We start from the raw sequence: 19702 nt of genomic DNA on the forward strand, positions 1-19702 counted from the left end.
ATTCTTCGCTTCAACATTTTCTTCGGGTATCGGGTATGAAACGCAAAGTAGAAATCGCCGGGGGCGGCATCGCCGGCCTGAGCGCCGGCGCGCTGTTCGCGCGCCGCGGCTGGGAAGTCAACGTCCACGAGCAGGGATCCGAGATCCGCGAAGTGGGGGCGGGCATCTATATCAAGAACAACAGCCTGGAGGTGCTGGAGAAGCTGGGCGTGCTGGACCGCATCCGCGGCCAGGGCACGGTACTCGAGCGGGCGCAGATCCAGTTCGCCGACGGCACGGTCAAGCAGGAGCGGCCGTTGCGGGACAAGTCCCGCGTCCATACCTTCGCCCGGCAGGTGCTGATCGAGGGACTGCGCGACGCCGCGCTCGAGGCCGGCGTGAACATCGTGACCGGCTCGCGGGTAACCGGCGCGCTGCCCGGCAAGGGCCTGCTGACCGCCGACGGCGGGCTGCACGAGGCCGACCTGGTCATCGCGGCCGACGGCGTGCATTCGGCGGTGCGCAATTCGCTGAAGATGGGCGGGGGCTTCACCGAGCTGCCGACCATCATCAACCGCTATCTGATCGAAGGCCGCGCCTTCACGCCCCAGCCCAAGACCGTGGAGCACTGGTCGGGCAACCGGCGCATAGGCGTGACGCCCTCGGGACCGGACCATACCTACGTCTACATGGTCGCCCCGGCCTGGGACGCCACGGCGGCGCGCTTTCCCATCGACGTCGGGGACTGGAGCCGGCGCTTTCCCAGGATCGCCGACCTGATGCCCGTGCTGCACCGGGCCGAGGGCACGCAATACCATTACGGCCTGGTCAAGTGTCCGAGGTGGAGCGCCGGCAACATCGCCATCCTGGGCGACGCCGCCCATGGCCTGCCGCCGACGCTGGGGCAGGGGGCGGGCCTGACGCTGATGAACGCCTACGCGCTGGCGCACCTGGTGGCCGACGCCGACGACGTCGCCGCCGCGGTGTCGGCCTGGGAGCAGCGCGTGCGCTTCATCAGCGATCGCACGCAGGCCTGGGCCGTGCGCTACGATTGGTTCACGCGCCAGTGGCCGACCTCGCTGGATTTCGCGCGGCCGCTGGTGGCCTGGAGCTTCGGCCAGTTCAAGTGCCTGAACGAACGCATGCGCGTGGCCGATCGCGGCCTGGCGCAGGCCGGCATAGACATGATGGGGGAAGCACGGCCATGATCATAGACGGCACCAAGACGCTGGCGGCGCCGCGCGCCCGGGTCTGGGAGGCGCTGGACGACCTGGACTTCCTGCGCCGGACGATTCCCGACTGCCGCGCCATCAGCCGCACCGACGACGGCGGCTACCGGGCCACGATCTCGGCGGGCGTGGGGCCCATACGCGCCAACTTCGAGGTGGCCTTCGCCCGCGCGGTGCAGGCGCAGCAGGAGCGCTTCACGCTGACGGGCCAGGGCTCGGCCGGCGTGGCCGGCGCCGCCGCCGGCAGCGTGGCCGTGACGCTGGAGGACATCGCCGGCGGTACCTTGCTGGCCTATCGCGCCGAGACCGAGGTGACCGGCAAGGTCGCCCAGCTGGGCGCGCGGATGATAGACGGCGCCGCACGCAAGTTCTCGGAGCAGTTCTTCGCGAACGTGCAGCGCGAATTGTCGGGCGGCGGGGCGCGGACGGCCGCGCCGGCAACCGGGGTCGCGGCCAGCGTCCATGCCGCGCCCGCGCCAGCCGCCGCTTCGCCGGCAGCGGGACGCTGGCAAGGCTGGTGGCTGCCCATCGCCTGCGGGGTGGGTTGCTTCGTCGGCACCTTCTGCGCCAACCTGCTGCGGTGACCGGATGACCAGGCCCGTTCCCCGTGCGGCCGTGTTCGGCCGGCGCCGCGCCATCGTCACCGGCCATCACCTGGCCAGCCAGAGCGCGCTGGATACCTTGCAGGCAGGCGGCTCGCTGGTCGATGCCATGATCTCGGCATCGGCCGTCCTGGCCGTCGCCTTGCCACATGCGACCTCGCTGGGCGGCTGCGGCATGATGCTGTATCACGACGCGGCCTCGGGCACGGTCCAGGCCCTGAACGGCACGGGCCGGGCGCCCGGACTGGCCAGTCCGGGTGTCTTCGCCGACGGCGTCATCGGTCCGCGCGGACCATCGACCTGGGTGGCGCCCGGACTCGTGCGCCTGTGGGACGAGGCGCACCGGCGCCATGGGCGATTGCCCTGGGCCTCGCTGCTGGCGGACGCCGTGCGCCACGCCGCGGACGGCATCGGGTGCTCCAGCGAGATTCATCGCAACCTCAGGAGCGCCAGGCCGGCCGTGGTCCGCCAGCCCGGCTTCGGCTCCCTGTTCGTGCCCGACGGCCGGCCGCTGGCGCCAGGGGACCTCCTGCGCCAGCCCGCCCTGGCCGATACCTTGAAACGCATCGCGCGCGATGGCGCCGACGCTTTCTACCAGGGACCCATCGCCCGCAGCCTGGACGCCTTTTCGCGCGCGCAAGGAGGCCTGCTGCGCATGGATGACATGCTGGCGCAGCGGGCCGGCTGGGCGCCACCGGTCAGCCTGTCCGTGCGGGACAGGCACATCCATGTCATGCCGCCGAATTCCCTGGGGGTGTTGATGCTGGCCCAGCTCGATGCGCTGGCGCCGTACCTGGACGAGCCCGAAGGCCAGCGCGCCTATGCGCAGATCCAGATCGCGCGGCTATGCCTGGAAACCTTCCAGCGCAAGGTGGCCGACCCGGCCGCGCCGTGGCCCGCCACCCTGGACCCTGGGCAGGTCGCGCGGCGCCTGGCCAGCGTGGCGGGCGGGACGCCATCGGGCGCGCGCGATCCCGGCGACACCGCCGGCATCGTGCTGGCGGACGGGCAGGGCAACGCGCTGGCCATGCTGCAAAGCGTGTTCCAGCCCTTCGGCAGCGGCTGCGTGGATCCGGAAACGGGCATCCTGTTGAATAACCGCCTGATCGAATTCGATCTCGATCCGGCCAGCCCCAACGTGCTGGGCCCGGGCAAGCGGCCGGTCCATACGCTGAACCCCTACATCGTGATGGAAGGCGGCAGGCCGGCCATGCTGGGCGTGTCGCCGGGCGGCGTGAGCCAGACCACGACCGGCGTGCAGGTCATCGCCCATGCCTGCTTCGAGAACCTGCCGCTGGCCCAGGTCATCGATGCGCCGCGCTGGAGCATCACGCGCGGCGGCGACATCCTGCTCGAACCCGGTTTCGAGCCGGGCGTGGCGCAGCGGCTGCGCGAGGCCGGCGTGCCGGTGGAAGAGGATTCCCTGCACGAGTTCTACTTCGGGTCGGCCAAGGCCATCCGCATGCGCCACGATGGAACACTGGAGGCGGCGGCCGACCTGCGCCGCCAGGCCTGCGCGCTGGCGGAGTGACAGGCCCTAGATTTCCAGCGTCGCCACCACCGGCGCGTGGTCCGACGGCTGTTCGTTCTTGCGGATCTCGCGCTCGATCACGCACTCGCTGCACACGGCCTTCAGGGTGTCGGACAGCAGGATGTGGTCGATGCGCAGGCCGGCATTGCGGCGGAAGCCGAGTTGCCGGTAGTCCCACCAACTGAAGGACTTGGGCGGCTGCTCGAACAGCCGGAAGGCATCGTGCAGGCCCACGTCCAGCAGCGAGCGGAACGCGGCGCGCTCGGGTTCGGACACCAGCACGCTGCCTTCCCACTTGACCGGATCATGCACGTCGCGATCATCCGGCGCGACGTTGTAGTCGCCCAGCACCGCCAGGCGCGGGTAGCGGGCCAGTTCCTTCTGCAGTCCTTCGCGGAAGGCGGCGAACCATTTCAGCTTGTATTCGTATTTGTCGCTTCCCACCGACTGGCCGTTGGGGCAATAGGCGCTGACGACGCGCAGTTCGCCGGCCGGGGTATCCAGCGTGGCGGCGATGACGCGCTGCTGGGTGTCCTCGAACCCGTCGATGTTCTTGGCCACGTCCTTGACCGGCTGGCGGGTCAGGATGGCAACCCCGTTGTAGGTCTTCTGGCCGGTGAAGACGGCGTGATAGCCGATTTCCTCCAGGGCCGCGACGGGGAACTTGTCGTCGGGAAGCTTGAGCTCCTGCAGGCACAGGGCATCGACCGGATTGGCCTGCAGATAGGCGATGACCTGCGGCAGGCGCACGTTGAGGGAGTTGATGTTCCAGGTGGCGAGCTTCATCGGGCGAGGCGATTTCTAGTATGGATGCGGGCTAACGGGGGATTCATCGCCCCATCCGCTGGGCTGGCTGCAAAGCCGAGGCGCGCTTGGCGGCCGGATGGATGTCCGCCGCCTTGCGCATGATAGCAGCCTCGATTCGTGCGGACCGAATCGCTCGTCTACCCCGCCCGGCCTCGACCCCGGATGCTCCCGGCCTCGACCCGGCAGCCGGCGGACCCATGGCCGGGAACGTTCAGTCCCACTGTATGCCCAGCTCCTTCACCAGGCCGCCCCATTTGTCGCTTTCCTTCTTCAGGAAGGCCCCGAATTCGGCGGAGCTGCTGGCCACGATTTCCGCGCCTTCCGAATCGATGCGATCCTTGACTTCGGGCAGGGCCATGGCCTTCGCGATGCCGTGGTGCAACCCGTCCAGCAGGGCCGGGGGCAGGCCAGCCGGCGCCACCAGGCCGTGCCAGTTGGAAACCTGCATGGCCGGCACGCCAGCCTCGGCGGTGGTCGGCAAATTGGGTAGCTGGTCGACACGGCGCGGACCCGCCACGGCCAGGCCGGTAAGGCGGCCGGCTTCGATGTGCGAGCGTACCAGCGTGATGTCCGACACCATGACCTGGACCTGGCCGGCCAACAGATCGTTGAGCGCCGGACCCGAGCCGCGGTAGGGCACGTGCACCATCTCGACCCCGGCCACGCGCTTGAACAGTTCGCCGGCCAGGTGGGGAATGGTGGCGTTGCCGGCAGACCCGAAGTTGAGCTTGCCAGGATTGGCCTTGGCGTAGGACACCAGTTCGCCCAGGGTCTTGATGCCGGTTCGGGGGTTGACGACGATGATCTCGGGTACGCCGATGACCTGCGACACCGGGACCAGGTCCTTGAACGGATCGTAGGGCATCTTGCGCGCGATATGCGGCGCCACGGTCAGCGCGCCGGCCAGCGAATAGCCCAGGGTGTAGCCGTCGGGCGCCGACCGGGCGACTTCGGACAGCCCGGTCAGGCCGCCCGCGCCCGGGCGATTCTCGACGATCACCGGCTGGCCCAGGATCTTGGTCAGGCCGTTCCCAAGCAGGCGGCATACCGTGTCCGCGGAGCCGCCCGGCGCCAACGGCACGATGATGCGGATGGGGCGCGAGGGGAACTTGTCGGCCGCGCGCACCGGAAACATGGCCGTGGCCAGGGGGAGCGCCATGGCGCCAAGCGTGAGGACGCGTCGTCGTTGATCGATCACGTGGGGTTCCTTGTCTCGTGTCCGGCGGGCTTCGGAAGCGCCCGGTGGCCGGTTATCGTTGATCTGGTGCCCGCGCGTGGCGCGGGCACCGTGTACGCGCACTGTAGGCAATGCGATGCGCGCGGGCTATCCGCGCTCGCGTCAAAGCTGATATGCCTGAATTTGCAGGGGGAGGCCCGCATGAACCCCCGGCGCCTATTTCGTCACCGCCACCGTGCCCTTCATCAGCGCCGCATGCCCCGGGAACGAGCAGAAGAACGCGTAGTTTTCCCCCGCCTTGAGCTTGCTCGTATCGAAGGTGACGGAGTCGGATTCGCCGCCGCCCACCACCTTCGTATGCGCGATCACGCGCGGATCGCCCGGCTTGAGGTAGTTCTTGTCCAGCCCCGCGGGAATGCCGTCGGCCGCGATGCCCTGCACGTCCGCGGCCTTGCTCAGCACCCAGTTGTGGCCCATGGAGTTCCGGGGCAGCTTGCCGGTATGCGTGAGCTTGACCGTGAACTGCTTGCAGCTCTGCGGCACGTCGATGCTGGTCTTGTCGAACTTCATGGCGTCGTTGCCCGCGATGTCCACGTTGCAGGTGGCGGCGAAGGCGGGGCTGGCCAGCGTGGCGGCCAGCAGCAGCGCCGGGGCGGTGTGCAGGATCTTCATCAGGTTCTCCTTCAGGAATGTGGATCGAAACGCGGACGGATCAGCAGCGGGAAGAAGCGCCACACATACAGCGCGAACCCCAGGATCCAGGCCACCGCCGATGCGTGCAGGATGCCCGTCGTCCAGACCGTGGGCAGCAGGGCGGCCAGGCGCAGCGCCGCCGCCGCGATCACCAGCACGTAGGCAGCCACCATGCTGCGGTCGGTGCGCAAGGGCAGGCCGAGGTGGCCCAGCGCCGTGCGGGTGACCATGCCGATGATCAGCACGGCAAAGCCCGCCGCGCCGATGACGTGCGCCGGCCAGGCCAGGCGCGGGACCCAGCCCGCCGCGTGCGCCGCGGCCACCAGCAGGCCGGTGCCCAGCGCGGCGTAGCCCGCGTACAGGATCCACAGCAGCGGCACGCGCCGCACCGCCCAGGGCCGCCACGCCAGCAGTTGCCAGCAGGTCAGCATGCCGGTGGCAGCAAGAGCCAGGCCCGCCCCCGGCATCCAGCCCGCCAGCAGGAGCGTGATCGCCAGCAGGCCGGCGCCGAGCTGCCACTGGCCGCTGCGTGTATGCATGGGAATGTCCAGGCCGGCCACGGCACGCATCGCGAAGAAGGGAATCACGCGCCGCGCCACCAGCAGCGCGATCACCGCCATGCACAGCAACCCGAGGTTGAAGCGTGCCAGCAGCAGGGCGTAGTCGCCCCGCAGGACCGTATGGAGGTAGAGGACGTTCGCCGCGCCCAGAGCAAGGACGAGCACCGGTATGCCGTAGTTGCGCCGGCTACGCGCCGGATAGATGGAGCGGCCCAGGGCCACGGCGGCGATGGCGAAGAACGCGGTCTCGCTGCACGCGGCAACCCAGAATCCCGCGCTGCCGGGCACCAGATAGCCGGCCCGCGCCAGCAGCCACAGGGTCGTCAGTCCGCCCAGGGCCTTGCCGCGCAGCGGATTGATGCCGGTCCAGTTGGCGCCGGCGGTGAACAGAAAGCCGACGGCGATGGTGGCGATGAAGCCCCAGAGCATCTCATGGGCATGCCAGGCCACGCCACCGAGCGGTCCGGCCAGCGTCCGCGGCGCAAATACCCAGAGCAGGATGGAAATGGCCGCCCACAGGCAACCCGCCAGATACAGGGGCCGGAAACCGAGCTCCAGGAAAGCCAGCCACTGCGGGGGCGGTGGAGGGGAGGGTACGGGTTCTTCGACTTCCAGCAGGATGGCCATGGGCCGGCTCCGTAGGTGGGCGTCCGGTTTGAAGATATATGCTAAATGAATCTTATGGAGGGTAATCCCAATACCGCTGACGACAGCGGGGATTTCTCAGCGGGAATCCTGCGAGCGCGGGCGGGCCGTGGGACCGGGGGCCGGACTCGTCCACGTCCGGTGGTGCCATTCGGAGGGCAGCAGGCCGAAGCGCAACCGGAACAGCTTGCTGAACGCCGATTGGTCCGCGAAGCCGCAGCGCCACGACAGCGAGCCGATGTGCAGCCTGGGGCTGCGCTCGATCAAGGCCTTGGCGCGTTGCAGGCGGATTTCGCGCAGCGTCCCCATCACGGTCTCTCCCCGTGAGGCGAAGGCCGCGTAAAGCCGGGTACGCGAGCAGCCGGCGCCGCGGGCGATCGCCGCGACGTCGAGCTCGTGGCGGTGGGCCTCGCGTTCCATGAAGCGCAGCGCCGCCGCATGGCGGCCCGCGTTCAGGTCGTCTTCCTGGTCGGACGGAGCCTCGCGCGAGCCCTGGCGTCCCAGGTTGCGCAGCATCAGCAGCGCCAGCGAACGCGTGCCCTCCAGCAGGCTCGCGTATTCCGCGCCGTCAAGCTTCTGCGGCTGGCGTGTCAGCAGGGCCAGATGGTTCAACTGGCTGGCCAGGGCGGGGGCCAGCGTGCAGTGCTCCAGCGGGATGGGCACGTTGCCCGGCTCGCGTCCCAGCGCGGCGCGTACCTCTTCGCGGGGCAGGGCCAGGAAGACCTCGCGCGAGCCCTGGCTCCAGCGGTAGGTCCCGATGCGCCAGGGGTCGTACAGGCCCAGGGTGCCCGGGCCGACACGCTGCGGTTCGCCCGGCGCGGCGTCGCGCACCAGCTCGCCCGCCTGGATCAGCGTGACCACCACCATGTCGGGCGCATGGGCCAGGCGGCGGGATGCGGCCCGCATCTCGTAGGCGGACGAGCGCATGGTGCCGAAGACGCAAGCGCTGCTGCGCAGCGTGAGCAGTTCGGCATCCAGCTCGGTCCCGGGCGGCGGCGGCAGCATTTCCACCCATTGGTGGGCGCGCTCGCGCCAGGCGTCGAAACGCAGTCCCGGCTCCACGTCGTGGGAGGACAAGTGCTCCGGTGTACAGGTGGGCGGCTGCGTGGACGGCATGACACAAAATGATACAGGCGGGACGAATTTCCTGCACCCGGGACGCCAATACCAAACTTGGTTTCCCGGCCGATACGCCCTTTATCTAACATTTCATTACCTTATTCCAGCGAATGACGCGACCTTATGACTATCGCGCACAAGGGTTTTCCAGGAGCGGCGGCATGACACTCAAACGTTTTTTCCTGCCGATGCTTGCACTGGTTTCCGGAGCGGTCCTTGCCGGCTGCGGTGGCGATGGCGCGACCAGTGGCGGGAGTGGCGGCCCCGCCGCGTCCTATTCGCCCCGGACCTACATGCTGACGGCGCCGTCGGGGCAGCTTTCGACCGCCGCCGCGGACGGCTCGGGCGACATCACGGGCACGCTGACCCTGAAGAATGTCGAGTCGCAGGTGCTGTGGTACGTAGACCAGCCCAGCCTGGAGGTGGGAACGACCGCGACCAAGGACTACGTGAGTGCGATCTGGAGCGATGCCTATCGCGGCCTGGCTCCCAACGCGACGGTCCAGTTCCAGTTGTCGGGAGGCGGCGGGGCCCTGGAAGGGGTCTACGTCTCGTTGTCGCAGCCGGCCTATGACGAGAAATCCGGCACGGCCACGTTCCGGGTGCGCGTGCAGAACGACACCCTGGATCATTCGGTGGCCGGCAGCCTTGCGTTCACCAACGTCACCGTCAAGGTCCTCAACAACCTCGCCGACGACAAGGAGGTGGCCGCCTATACGCAATACGCCGACCAGGCGAAGCTGCAACCGACCGCCACGCCCAACCAATACAAGATGGTGCTGAGCAACGTCGGACCCGACATGTTCTGGGTGGACAACGCGCCCGGCGCGTATTCCGATGCGCGGCCGCTTTCCTATTTCCTGCCGCAGTGGTCGTTCGTGTTCGGCAGCAATACACCGTCGGCCACGCTGTTCGGCACCACCGCCACGGGCGAGGCCAAGCTGTATTCCGTCAAGCTGGCCGATCCGGTCTATGACGAGGAAACCGAAGAGCTGGCCTATACGGCAACGCTGCAAGGCCGGAACGCCGGGGCGCCGGCGGCCGTCCTGAACGAGGCCGTGCTGAGCATCGCCTCGGGCCGTTTCACCCGTTTCCCCATTCCCGGCAAGGGCACCGCCTACCAGGCCTTCGGGCAAGGCTACAACCCGTCCACGGCGAACACCAGCTACATCTACTTCGGCAGCGACATCGCCCGCAAGCAGGCGGGATCGCTCTGGGGTACGCAGTCCTATCTCAAGCAAAGCTGCGCGCCGAGTTGCCGCAACGACCTGAAGACGATCAAGGACATGGGGATCAACCTGATCCGGCTCTACGACTGGGATACCCGCAACGACCACAGCCAGTTCCTGGACTATGCGAACAGCCTGAACATCAAGGTGATCGTGCCGCTCAGCAACTGGATCTCCACGCAGGGCGACGCGGTCTGGAACACGGCGCTGGCCGCGTATTTCTCGAACCGGAACTTCGGCAACAAGGCGGGTACCGACTGGCATCCCGCGATCGCCGGGGTGATCATCTCCAACGAACTCGATTCCGAGGGCTATCCCGGCAACTACAGCACGGCCATCGGCCTGGTCGCCCGCTTCATCGAAGAGGCCGACAAGCGCAAGTTCAGCAAGAGCGTTCCGGTCGGCATGCCGGTCACCTTCGTGCCGCGCGGCGAACCCTATCTGCTCGGCAGGAACATGCCCGGCTGGAACCAGTTCAACCGCCTGCTGACCGACCCGAGGACCGCGAAGTACAAGGATCGCCTCATGCTGGCGCCGCAAACCTACAACGACGAGACCTATCTGCTCAAGAACGCGGAAAGCACGGGCCAGGGCTGGATACCCGCCACCTACAAGCAGTTCGGCGTTCCCATCCTGTTCACGGAAATCGGCTATAGCCGGGCGAAACCCGACTACACCCCGAGCTACGTGAACCGGCAGTTGAAGGGCGTGCTGGACTACCAGAAGAACAATCCGGGCCAGATACTCGGCATCGCCCACTTCCAGTTCGACGACAAGGTCTGGAAGCAGACCGACCACGACACCGATACGGAAGGGGCGTTCGGGACGTTCCACCACGGCAGCATCGTCAAGCAGATCCAGACCGTGCAGGCCGATTATGATTTCTATGATAACGACGCCAAGACCAACTACGGCGTGCTGACCATCGACCAACTGGTCAAGACCAATCTGTACGACGCGGTGGTCGACGCCTACAAGTAGCCCGGGCGTGGAACCGGCCGGCGGCGCCGCACCATGCGGCCGCCGCCGGACTGGCGTATAAAGACAGGTACGACAAGGCAACGCGCTCGGAGACTGGAGCGCCCATCGGTTCAGTCGGTGCGATCATGGCCCTCAGACACGCAAGTCCGCTCGAAGCGATCGACCTGCATGCCAGCGACGAACAGCGCGGCACGCATGCAAGCAGCAGCCTGCTCCGCACGGACGGTCTGCAGCTCATGCAGCTGGTGCTTCCCGCGGGGCACGAATTGCCGGAGCATCACGTGCCCGGCGAACTGACCATCCAATGCCTGGCCGGCGAAGCCCTCGTCACCACGCCGCACGGCAGCTGTGGGCTGCGCCCCGGCCAGCTGGTCGCGCTGCTCGGCCAGGAGCCGCACGCGGTGCGGGCGCTGGCCGACACCACGCTGCTGGTCACGCTGGTCCGCAAGCCCGGCGACGCGGGCCCCGGCGCCGCCTGACCGACCATCCTGGAGAAATCAATGCAGCCCGAATCCGACCGCGCATCGCCGGTGTGCTATGCCGAGCAGGCCGACGCCGCGTACATGGGCCAGCTCTCGCGCGAGGAATTGCTGGCGGCGCTGGACGAATTGCTGGAGGCCGAGCGGGCCGGGGCCCGCGTGGCCGAGGAAACCGTGGCGCAATTGCGCGATCCGGCCGAGCGCGCGCTGATGGAAACCATCCGGCAGGACGAAGTGAAGTGGTGCGGCATGCTGATCGCCGCCATCAAGTCGCTGGACGCCAAGCCCGGCTCGCGCACGGGGGCCTTCCATGGCAAGGCCATGGCCATCGCCGACCTGCCCGCGCGGATGGCGTTCCTGAATCGCGGGCAGGCCTGGGTGGTCAGGAAGCTGGAGGCCCTGGTGCCCAAGGTCAAGGAGGCCGGCATCCAGGACGATCTGCTGGCGATGCTGGCCGCGCATCGCGAGAACATCGATCGTGTCGAGGTCCAGCTGGCCGCGGCGGGCAAGTCCTGAAGATCGCCGTCTACGCCATCTGCCGCGACGAGGCGGCCCATGCCGAACGCTTCATGGCGTCCTGCGCGCAGGCCGACGCGGTGGTGGTCGCGGACACGGGGTCGGCCGATGGCGGCATCGAGCGCCTGGAAGCCCTGGGCGCATGCGTGCATCGCTTGTCCATCGAGCCCTGGCGCTTCGACGATGCCCGCAACGCCGCGCTGGCGCTGGTGCCAGGGGATGTGGACGTGTGCGTGTCGCTGGACCTGGACGAGATCCTGTGCCCGGGCTGGCGACGGGCCCTGGAGGCCGCCTGGGCGCCGGGCACCACGCGCGCGCACTACGAATTCGTGGCCGCCTTCCATGCGGACGGCAGCCCGGCGATACGCTTCCTGAACAACCGCATCCATGCCCGCCACGGCTACCGGTGGCGCCACGCCTGCCACGAAGGTATCTATCCGGACCGCATCGTCGAACGGGGCGTGCTGGCGCCCGGCGTGCGCGTGGAGCACCATCCCGGCCGGGCCAAGCCGCGCGCCTCCTATCTGCCGCTGCTGGCCGCGGCGGCGGCCGAGGAGCCCCACGATCCGCGCATGGCGCACTATCATGCGCGCGAGCTGTTCCACGCCGGACGCTGCGAGGAGGCCGCGCGCGAGTTCGAGCGCTACCTTGCCCTGCCGGGCAATCCTTTCCGGCCGGAGCGGTCGGCCGGCATGTTGTACCTGGCCAAGTGCGACATGCTGCAGGGACGCGACGGCCTGGCCTGGGCCTTGCGTGCGGCGGCCGAGTGCCCGGAGCGCCGCGAACCGTGGGTCACGCTGGCCGACATCCGCTACCGGCGCGGCGAATGGGCCGAGTGCCGCGCGGCGGCGATCCGGGCGCTGTCGCTGTCCGGCGAGCCCGACGGCTACATGAGCGATCCGATATGCCATGGCGCGCTGCCGCACGATCTCGCGGCCATCGCCTGTTGGCGGTTGGGGCGCGGCAGCGAGGCGTTGGCCCACGCCGAGGAGGCCGCGCGGATGGCGCCCGGCGACGAGCGGCTGCGCATGAACGCGGCGCTGATCCGCCAGGCCATGCGGGATGGCGGCGTCAGCGCCAATACAGGCGGTCGGGATTGTCCGCCAGGACCGCCTGCCGCAATTCGGGGCTCGGCAGCCACCGCGCCAGATCATCCAGCAAGCGGTCGGGACCGATCGGGCGGTAGGGGCTGACCTCGTGCGCCGCCTTGCCGGGCGCGCGGGCGGTATGCGGCCAGTCGCTGCCCCATAGCAGGGCCGATGGGACCTCCCGGCACAGCGCTTGGGCCCAGCGGGCGGCATCGTCGGGGTCCGCCAGCCGATAGGGCGCCGACAGCTTCAGGTGCACGCGTCCCGAGCGCAGCAGGTCGACCAGGGGCGCGGCGGCCTCGGGAGACCAGGGCGCCATGGCGAAGTGGTCCAGGACCACGGGGCAGGGCAGCGCGGCCAGCCGGGATGCCAGCGCCGCGATCACGCCATGGGCGGCATACAGCTGCACATGCCAGCCCAGGCCGGCCACCTGCGCGGCGACGCCGGCAAGCGCCCGTTCCGCCGCGCCGATGTCGTGCAGGCCGGCGCTTTCCAGGTTGACGCGCACGCCCCGCACGCCGCCGTCGTGCAGCGAACGCAACTGTCCGGGCGTGGATCCGGCATCGATCACCGCGATGCCGCGCGCCCGTCCGTCCATGTCCGCCAGCGCGTCGAGCAGGCAGCGGTTGTCGGTGCCGTAGACGCTGGGCTGCACGATGACCACGCGCGCCATCCCGGTCTGTTCCAGGTGGTGGCGCAATCGGGCGGTCGGGGCCGGGCCCGGCGTGTAGTGGCGGTCGGCGGCCATGGGATAGGACGCGGCGGCGCCGATCACGTGCGTATGGCAATCGCACGCCAGGGCCGGCAGGGCGGCCCGGATATCGGCTGCGGTGGCGGCCATGCCTAGGCCTCCAGCAGCCGCTTGGCGAAGGCGCGGCCGGTCGCGGCGGTGCCGAGGTTGCCGCCCACGTCGCGCGTGGATTCGCCGGCCTCGACGACGGTGGCGGCGGTGCGCGCGATGGCGTCGGCAGCGGCCACGTAGGCGGGCTGGCCGGTGCGGCGGCCATGCCAGTCCAGCAACTGGCCGGCCGACAGGATCAGCGAGAACGGATTGGCGATGTCCTGGCCCGCGATGTCGGGCGCCGAACCATGGGCCGCCTGGCCCATCGCGTAGCGCGCGCCCATGTTGAGCGAGCCGCCCAGCCCCAGGCTGCCGGACAGTTCGGCGGTCAGGTCCGACAGGATGTCGCCGAACATGTTGGTGGTGACGATCACGTCGAAGCGCTGCGGGGCGCGGACCACGTGCGCCATCATCGCATCGACGATGAAATCGTCCACGGTCACGTCGGGGAAGTCCCGGGCGACCTTGTGGCATTCGTCGATGAACATGCCATCGCCGATCTTGAGCACGTTGGCCTTGTGGACGATGCTGACGTGCTTGCGCCGCGCGCGCGCCAGCTCGAAGGCGGCGCGGGCGATGCGGGCGCAGCACGGGCGCGTGATGCGGCGCAGGGACACGACCACGTCCTCGGTGATCAGCATCTCGCTGCCGCCCGAGGCGATGTTGCGGTCGGCGTAGAAGCCCTCGGTGTTCTCGCGCACGACCACGAGGTCGAAGGCGTCGACCTTGTGCGGCACGCCTTGCCAGGTGCGCGAGGGCCGGATGTTGGCATACAGGTCGAGTTCCTTGCGGAAGAACATCGACGGGTTGATCTCGCCCTTGCTTTCGTCCTTGAAGTCGAAGGTCGCCATCGGGCCCAGCATCAGGCCGTCGGCGGCGCGGACCTTGTCCAGCAGCGCCGGGGTGACCGTGGCGCCATGGCGCCGCAGGCTGTCGTGGCCCGCGACGTCGTGTTCCAGGGAAAGCTCGAAACCGAAGCGCTGCGACGCTGCGCGCAGCACCTCGACGGTAGCGGCCATGGTCTCGGGGCCGATGCCGTCGCCGGGAAGTACGATGATTTTCATAATGATCCAGCCGGGAAGGAAAGGGTGGGGTGCGTGGGTCAGTCGATGCGTGCCCGGGTACTCTTGACCAGGGCCGCGTACTTGTCCATTTCCGCGCGCACGAACTTGCCGAAGCGCTCGGGTGTCATGGGATCGACGGCGCTGCCTTCCGCTTCGAAGCGGCCGCGCAGTTCGGGTTTCTGGGCGATGCGGTTGATGTGCCCGGCCAGCAGCTCGATGATCGCGGGCTTTGTTGCGGCCGGCGCGAAATAGCCGCCCCACAGGCTGAATTCGAAGCCGGGCAGGGTCTGCGCGACGGTCGGCACGCCCGCCAGCGCCGCGACCGGTTCCAGCGACGAGACGGCCAGCGCGCGCACGCGTCCGCCCTTGATGTGCGGCATGATCGACGAGGCGCTGGCGAAGAAGCACTGCACCTGTCCGCCGATGAGGTCCGAGATCGCCTGGCCCGCGCCCTTGTACGGAATATGGGTCATGTCGACCTTCGAGCGGGCGGCCATCGCGGCTGCCGCCAGGTGGCCCGGCGTGGCGGTGCCCGAGGACGCATAGGCGACGCTGCCGGGCTTCTCGCGCGCGGCCTGCAGCAGCGCCTCGACGCTGCCGTAGGGCGAATTCTGCGGAACGGCGAGCACCAGCGGGGCGTTGCCGACCAGGGCGATCGCGCGCAAGTCCTTGAGCGCGTCGTAGCCCGGGTTCTTCATGGCGAAGCCGTTGATGGCGATTTCGCCGGTCTGGCCCAGCAGCAGCGTATGGCCGTCGGGCTCGGCGCGCACGACCTGCCGGGTGCCCAGCGCGCCGCTCGCGCCGGGCCGGTTCTCGACGATGACCGATTGGCCCAGGGCTTGCCCGAGGTCCTGGGACAACAGCCGCGCGAACACGTCGCCCTGGCCGCCCGGGGCGTAGGGGACGATGACCGTGACGGGCTTGGTCGGATAGGTTCCGGCGGCGCGGCCGGCGCCGCTGGCCGCCAGCATGGCGCCGGCCGCGCCGAGCCGCACGAATTCGCGGCGGGACAGGGAGGAGAAAGCGGTCATGGATGATGTCTCGTAATGATTGTGTTGGCCGGTCCGGTCATTGCAACTGCATGCCGGGCTTGGCGACGACGCCGCGCCACAGCGCCAGTTCCTTGCGCAGTTCCTCGCCGAAGGCCGCGGGGCTGAGCGCCAGCGGCGTCGCGCCTTCGTGGCGCAGCCGCTCCTGCACGGGCGCGGCCGCGGCCGCGGCGATCACCGCCTTGTTCAGCGCCCGCACCACGGCGGGCTTTGTTCCGGCCGGGGCCAGGACGCCCCACCAGGTGGTCACGTCATAGCCTTTTACCCCCGCCTCGGCCAGGGTGGGAACCTCGGGAAACAGGGCCGAGCGCTTGTCGCTGGTCACGGCCAGCAGGTTCAGTTTGTTTTCCTTGACGTGGGGCAGGATGGTCGGCACCGTCGCGAAGAACACGTCCACGCGTCCGGCCAGCAGTTCCATGCTGGCGGGGGCGCTGCCCTTGAACGGCACGTGGGTCATGGCCGCTCCGGTCTGCTGGCGGAACAGTTCGCCGGCCAGGTGGTTGATGCTGCCGGGACCGGCCGAGCAGAAGTTCAGGCCTTCGGCGCGGCCACGCGCGGCGGCCAGCAGTTGCGGCACGGTGGCGGCGCCGAGCTGCTTGCTGGTCACCAGCAGCAGCGGGCCGCGGCCGATCATGGCGACCGGGGCGAAGTCGCGCTCCGGATCGTACGGCAGCCTGGGCTCGAAGGCCGCGTTGGTGGCGAAGGTCGAGGTCGCGAACAGCACGGTATAGCCGTCGGGCCGCGCCTTGGCGACCGCGTTGGCGCCCATGGAGCCGCCGCCGCCACCACGGTTTTCCACGACCACGGGCTGGCGCAACTGATCGCTCATCTGCCTGGCGATGTCGCGGGCGATGCTGTCGGTGCCGCCGCCGGCTGCGAAGGGGACCACGAGCGTGATCGGGCGCTGGGGCCAGGCATCGTCGGCCCGGGCCGAGGTGGATGCCAGCGCGCCGGCCGTCGCGGCTGCGCCGGCCAGGAGTATGAAGCGTCGCTTCATGGGTAATGCCTCCGGAAATGTTCTGCAAGGCACTCATCGGTGCCTTGCCGGCATCCTCATCCATCCCGCTCTTGCTGTAAATTGCAAAAATCCTTTCAATTGATACGGTAATCGTATGAATTTCGATCTGTCGGACCTGCGGGCCTTCGTGACGGTGGCGCAACTGGCCAGCTTCCGCGCCGCGGCGCAGGCCCTGCACGTGTCCCAGCCGGCGCTGTCGCGGCGGGTCGACAAGCTGGAGCAAGCGCTGGGCATGCGGCTGTTCGAGCGCAGCACCCGCAAGGTCGAGCTCAACGCCATGGGGCGGTCGTTCCTGCCGCGCGCCCAGCACGTGCTGTCCGAACTCGAGGGCGCGCTGCTGGGCATGACCGAGCTGTCCGAACGCATCCGCGGGCTGGTCACCGTGGCCTGCATCCCGTCGGCCGTGGACAACTTCGTCGCCCGGGCCGCCAGCATTTTCCACGCCCGTTTCCCGCGCATCCGGCTGCGGGTACTGGACCAGCCGGCACCCGACGTCCTGCTGTCGGTCTCGCGTTCGGACGCCGATTTCGGCATCAGCTACCTCGGTACGCGCGAACCCGACCTGGAGTTCGAGGAACTGGCGAGCGAGCCTTTCGTGCTGGCCTGCCGGCCGGATCATCCGCTGGCCCGGCGCCGGCGCATGCGCTGGGAAGAACTGGCCGACGTCGAGTGCATCGGCCTGGCCGCCGGCGGCGGCAACCGCCTGTTGATCGACCAGGGGCTGGCCCATCTGGCCACGCGTCCCAAATGGATAGGCGAGGTGCTGCACGTGCCGGCGCTGCTGAGCCTGATCCAGGCCGGGGTGGGCGTGGGCGCGGTCCCCAAGCACGCGCTGTCCGGGTCGGCGGGCCGGGGCCTGGCCAGCGTGGACCTGGTCGAGCCCGTGCTGGGGCGGCAGGTCGGCCTCATCTGGCGCCGCGGGCAGCCGGCCGCGCCGGCGGTGCAGGCCTTTCGCGACGTGATCGTCGCCGAGGCGCGGGTACGCAAGGAAGATCGTACCGGAGGAGTATGCTTGGCGGCAGCCGATCGACACAGGGAGGGGACGCCATGAAGTGGCCGAGCCAGCAGGAGCCGAAGAAATCCGCGAACACCCCGGCCAGGGGCGGACTGCCCGATGGCCGCAACGCGGGCAATCAGATGTCCATGCCGCCGCGCCGGATGTGGCTGATCTTCCTGGCCGTGCTGCTGGTCAACTACTTCCTGGCGCGCTACCTGTCGGGCGGCGGCGCCGACGCGCCCATCACCGTGCCCTACACGGTCTTCAAGGAAGAGGTCGCCAAGGGCAACGTCACCGCCATCTACAGCCAGGGCGAGCGCATCGAGGGCCGCTTCGTCAAGGCCGTCACCTGGCCGACCGCCGCCACCGAGGCCCCCGCCAAGGCCGGCGCGCGGGCCCAGCAGCCACGCACGTCCACCACCTTCGAAAGCACGCTGCCCGTGTTCGTGGGGCCGGGCTTCGAGCAGTTCCTGATCGACCACAAGGTCGAGATCAGCGCCGAGCCCATCCAGAGCGGCAACTGGCTGACGACGCTGATCTTCGGCTTCGGGCCGGCCATCTTCATCATCGCCTTCTACGTCTGGCTGTACCGGCGCGCCGCGCGGCAGGGCGGCATGGGCGGCAGCATGTTCGGGCTGGGCAAGAGCAAGGCGCGCCGCTATGACCTAGAAGGGGGAGAGAAGGTCACCTTCGAGGACGTGGCCGGCATCGACGAAGCCGAGAACGAACTGGTCGAGGTGGTCGATTTCCTGAAGAACCCCGCCAAGTACACGCGCCTGGGCGGTTCCGCCCCCAAGGGCGTGCTGCTGGTGGGCGCGCCGGGCACCGGCAAGACCCTGCTGGCCAAGGCCGTGGCGGGCGAGGCCGGCGTGCCGTTCTTCTCCATGAGCGCGGCCGAGTTCGTCGAGATGATCGTGGGCGTGGGCGCCGCCCGGGTGCGCGACCTGTTCAAGCAGGCCCGCGAGCAGGCGCCATCCATCATCTTCATCGACGAGATAGACTCCATCGGCCGCGCGCGCGGCCAGGTCGCGATAGGCGGGTCCAGCGAGCAGGAACAGACCCTGAACCAGATCCTGACCGAGATGGACGGGTTTTCGGGACGCGAGGGCGTCATCGTGCTGGCAGCCACCAACCAGCCCGACGTGCTGGACAAGGCCTTGCTGCGGCCGGGCCGCTTCGACCGGCGCGTGGTGGTCAACCTGCCGGACAAGAACGGCCGCGAGGCCATCCTGAAGGTCCATACGCGCAAGACGCCGCTGGCGGCCGACGTGGATCTGCCGGAACTGGCTTCGACCACGCCCGGCCTGTCGGGCGCCGACCTGAAGAACCTGGTGAACGAGGCGGCCCTGCTGGCGGCCCGCCGCGACCAGGAGCAGGTGCACCAGAAGGACTTCAACGACGCGCTCGAGAAGATCGTGCTGGGCCCCGAGCGGCCGCTGATCCTGAGCCATGCCGACCGCGAGCGGATCGCCTACCACGAGGGCGGCCACGCCATCCTGGGGCTGCTGGTGCCGGGCGCCGATCCGGTGCACCGGGTCACCATCGTGCCGCGCGGCCAGGCCCTGGGCGTGACCTACCAGCGCCCGCAGACCGACCGCTACAACTATCCCGAAGCCTATCTGCTGGCTCGCATCGTGGGCATGCTGGGCGGCCGGGCGGCCGAGGAGGTCGTCTACGGCACCCGCACCACCGGCGCCGAAAGCGACATCGAGCAGGCGTCGAACCTGGCGCGCAACATGGTCATGCGCTGGGGCATGAGCGACCGGCTCGGCATGGTGCAACTGGCGCCGCGCCAGAATCCCTACCTGGGCGCCGCGGGCGGCAGCCTGCCGTACAGCGAGGAAACGGCCCGGACCGTGGACGACGAGGTCCAGAAGATCATCCACGGCTGCCACGACCGCGCCCTGGGCCTCCTGCGCGAGCATCGCGGCCAGCTGGATGCGCTGGTGCGGGCGCTGCTGGAGCGGGAAACGCTGGACGAAAAGGAGATCCTGGAAGTGACGGGCCTGCCGCCCGCGCCGCGGCTCAACGAACTGCCCGAAGGGATCCGGCCGCGGGACGACGAGGACAAGCTGCCGCTGCTGTAAGGCGGCAGCCT

The 19702-nt window shown here is 69.1% G+C and carries 17 protein-coding genes; 8 read left to right on the plus strand and 9 right to left on the minus strand.

Features of this window, described 5'->3' with window-relative positions; translation table 11 throughout:
- The first annotated feature begins 35 nt into the window (after positions 1–35).
- Genes CDO46_RS16150 through CDO46_RS16160 form a run of 3 tightly spaced genes read left to right on the plus strand, consistent with a single transcriptional unit; the run spans position 36 to position 3341 of the window.
- Entirely contained in the window at positions 36–1187 is a 1152-nt protein-coding gene (locus CDO46_RS16150) for an NAD(P)/FAD-dependent oxidoreductase (RefSeq protein WP_087839484.1), read from the plus strand.
- Positions 1184–1792: a CoxG family protein gene (locus CDO46_RS16155; RefSeq protein ID WP_087839485.1), complete on the plus strand. Its 609-nt coding sequence runs from the start codon at positions 1184–1186 to the stop codon at positions 1790–1792. Before CDO46_RS16150 ends, CDO46_RS16155 begins: the two co-directional genes overlap by 4 nt.
- 4 nt (positions 1793–1796) lie before the next feature.
- Complete coding sequence (locus CDO46_RS16160; protein WP_165963213.1) at positions 1797–3341, plus strand: gamma-glutamyltransferase family protein; 1545 nt, start codon at positions 1797–1799, stop codon at positions 3339–3341.
- 6 nt (positions 3342–3347) lie between these two features.
- Here CDO46_RS16160 and xth read toward each other — a convergent pair whose 3' ends face one another.
- The 5 genes from xth to CDO46_RS16185 all read right to left on the minus strand — a co-directional run bounded on the left by xth (position 3348) and on the right by CDO46_RS16185 (position 8300).
- Positions 3348–4127 (minus strand): exodeoxyribonuclease III, encoded by a 780-nt coding sequence (xth, locus tag CDO46_RS16165; RefSeq protein WP_087839487.1) that lies wholly within the window; start codon positions 4125–4127, stop codon positions 3348–3350.
- 232 nt (positions 4128–4359) lie between these two features.
- Complete coding sequence (locus tag CDO46_RS16170; protein WP_132980037.1) at positions 4360–5346, minus strand: tripartite tricarboxylate transporter substrate binding protein; 987 nt, start codon at positions 5344–5346, stop codon at positions 4360–4362.
- Positions 5347–5541: 195 nt separating this feature from the next.
- Positions 5542–5997: an azurin gene (gene azu / locus CDO46_RS16175; RefSeq protein ID WP_087839489.1), complete on the minus strand. Its 456-nt coding sequence runs from the start codon at positions 5995–5997 to the stop codon at positions 5542–5544.
- A gap of 11 nt (positions 5998–6008) precedes the next feature.
- Entirely contained in the window at positions 6009–7205 is a 1197-nt protein-coding gene (locus tag CDO46_RS16180) for an NnrS family protein (RefSeq protein WP_087839490.1), read from the minus strand.
- A 96-nt stretch (positions 7206–7301) separates the two neighbouring features.
- Entirely contained in the window at positions 7302–8300 is a 999-nt protein-coding gene (locus tag CDO46_RS16185; protein WP_243724566.1) for an AraC family transcriptional regulator, read from the minus strand.
- A 203-nt stretch (positions 8301–8503) separates the two neighbouring features.
- Between CDO46_RS16185 and CDO46_RS16190 the strand changes: the two genes are divergently transcribed.
- The 3 genes from CDO46_RS16190 to CDO46_RS16200 all read left to right on the plus strand — a co-directional run bounded on the left by CDO46_RS16190 (position 8504) and on the right by CDO46_RS16200 (position 11547).
- Positions 8504–10552 carry a hypothetical protein gene (locus CDO46_RS16190; protein ID WP_087839492.1) on the plus strand — a complete coding sequence of 683 codons (2049 nt, stop codon included), beginning with the start codon at positions 8504–8506 and terminating at the stop codon, positions 10550–10552.
- Between the two features lie 125 nt (positions 10553–10677).
- Positions 10678–11031: a cupin gene (locus CDO46_RS16195; protein WP_087839493.1), complete on the plus strand. Its 354-nt coding sequence runs from the start codon at positions 10678–10680 to the stop codon at positions 11029–11031.
- A 21-nt stretch (positions 11032–11052) separates the two neighbouring features.
- On the plus strand, positions 11053–11547 hold the full coding sequence (locus tag CDO46_RS16200; RefSeq protein WP_087839494.1) for a DUF6306 domain-containing protein: 495 nt from the start codon (positions 11053–11055) through the stop codon (positions 11545–11547).
- 1071 nt (positions 11548–12618) lie between these two features.
- Here CDO46_RS16200 and CDO46_RS16205 read toward each other — a convergent pair.
- Genes CDO46_RS16205 through CDO46_RS16220 form a run of 4 tightly spaced genes read right to left on the minus strand, consistent with a single transcriptional unit; the run spans position 12619 to position 16586 of the window.
- Entirely contained in the window at positions 12619–13476 is an 858-nt protein-coding gene (locus CDO46_RS16205; RefSeq protein ID WP_243724567.1) for an amidohydrolase, read from the minus strand.
- Positions 13477–13478: 2 nt separating this feature from the next.
- The gene (locus CDO46_RS16210) at positions 13479–14540 is read right to left on the minus strand and encodes an isocitrate/isopropylmalate dehydrogenase family protein (protein ID WP_087839495.1); all 1062 of its coding nucleotides are present in this window, start codon (positions 14538–14540) and stop codon (positions 13479–13481) included.
- Between the two features lie 38 nt (positions 14541–14578).
- The gene (locus CDO46_RS16215; protein WP_087839496.1) at positions 14579–15571 is read right to left on the minus strand and encodes a tripartite tricarboxylate transporter substrate binding protein; all 993 of its coding nucleotides are present in this window, start codon (positions 15569–15571) and stop codon (positions 14579–14581) included.
- Between the two features lie 37 nt (positions 15572–15608).
- Entirely contained in the window at positions 15609–16586 is a 978-nt protein-coding gene (locus CDO46_RS16220) for a tripartite tricarboxylate transporter substrate binding protein (protein WP_087839497.1), read from the minus strand.
- A 115-nt stretch (positions 16587–16701) separates the two neighbouring features.
- On the opposite strand from CDO46_RS16220, the gene CDO46_RS16225 reads away from it, so the two are divergent.
- The gene (locus CDO46_RS16225; protein ID WP_087839498.1) at positions 16702–17658 is read left to right on the plus strand and encodes a LysR family transcriptional regulator; all 957 of its coding nucleotides are present in this window, start codon (positions 16702–16704) and stop codon (positions 17656–17658) included.
- On the plus strand, positions 17655–19691 hold the full coding sequence (gene ftsH, locus CDO46_RS16230; protein ID WP_243724568.1) for an ATP-dependent zinc metalloprotease FtsH: 2037 nt from the start codon (positions 17655–17657) through the stop codon (positions 19689–19691). The genes CDO46_RS16225 and ftsH overlap by 4 nt, the downstream gene beginning before the upstream one ends.
- The last annotated feature ends 11 nt before the right edge of the window (positions 19692–19702 follow it).

Origin of the sequence: Pigmentiphaga sp. NML030171 (genome assembly GCF_002188635.1) — a bacterium.
Taxonomy (GTDB): domain Bacteria; phylum Pseudomonadota; class Gammaproteobacteria; order Burkholderiales; family Burkholderiaceae_B; genus Pigmentiphaga; species Pigmentiphaga daeguensis.

Bases quoted from the DNA above. Each gene is read 5' to 3' on its own strand.
- CDO46_RS16150 (WP_087839484.1), top strand. From the start codon at position 36: ATGAAACGCAAAGTAGAAATCGCCGGGGGCGGCATCGCCGGCCTGAGC.
- CDO46_RS16155 (WP_087839485.1), top strand. From the start codon at position 1,184: ATGATCATAGACGGCACCAAGACGCTGGCGGCGCCGCGCGCCCGGGTC.
- CDO46_RS16160 (WP_165963213.1), top strand. From the start codon at position 1,797: ATGACCAGGCCCGTTCCCCGTGCGGCCGTGTTCGGCCGGCGCCGCGCC.
- xth (WP_087839487.1), bottom strand. From the start codon at position 4,127: ATGAAGCTCGCCACCTGGAACATCAACTCCCTCAACGTGCGCCTGCCG.
- azu (WP_087839489.1), bottom strand. From the start codon at position 5,997: ATGAAGATCCTGCACACCGCCCCGGCGCTGCTGCTGGCCGCCACGCTG.
- CDO46_RS16180 (WP_087839490.1), bottom strand. From the start codon at position 7,205: ATGGCCATCCTGCTGGAAGTCGAAGAACCCGTACCCTCCCCTCCACCG.
- CDO46_RS16190 (WP_087839492.1), top strand. From the start codon at position 8,504: ATGACACTCAAACGTTTTTTCCTGCCGATGCTTGCACTGGTTTCCGGA.
- CDO46_RS16195 (WP_087839493.1), top strand. From the start codon at position 10,678: ATGGCCCTCAGACACGCAAGTCCGCTCGAAGCGATCGACCTGCATGCC.
- CDO46_RS16200 (WP_087839494.1), top strand. From the start codon at position 11,053: ATGCAGCCCGAATCCGACCGCGCATCGCCGGTGTGCTATGCCGAGCAG.
- CDO46_RS16205 (WP_243724567.1), bottom strand. From the start codon at position 13,476: ATGGCCGCCACCGCAGCCGATATCCGGGCCGCCCTGCCGGCCCTGGCG.
- CDO46_RS16210 (WP_087839495.1), bottom strand. From the start codon at position 14,540: ATGAAAATCATCGTACTTCCCGGCGACGGCATCGGCCCCGAGACCATG.
- CDO46_RS16215 (WP_087839496.1), bottom strand. From the start codon at position 15,571: ATGACCGCTTTCTCCTCCCTGTCCCGCCGCGAATTCGTGCGGCTCGGC.
- CDO46_RS16220 (WP_087839497.1), bottom strand. From the start codon at position 16,586: ATGAAGCGACGCTTCATACTCCTGGCCGGCGCAGCCGCGACGGCCGGC.
- CDO46_RS16225 (WP_087839498.1), top strand. From the start codon at position 16,702: ATGAATTTCGATCTGTCGGACCTGCGGGCCTTCGTGACGGTGGCGCAA.
- ftsH (WP_243724568.1), top strand. From the start codon at position 17,655: ATGAAGTGGCCGAGCCAGCAGGAGCCGAAGAAATCCGCGAACACCCCG.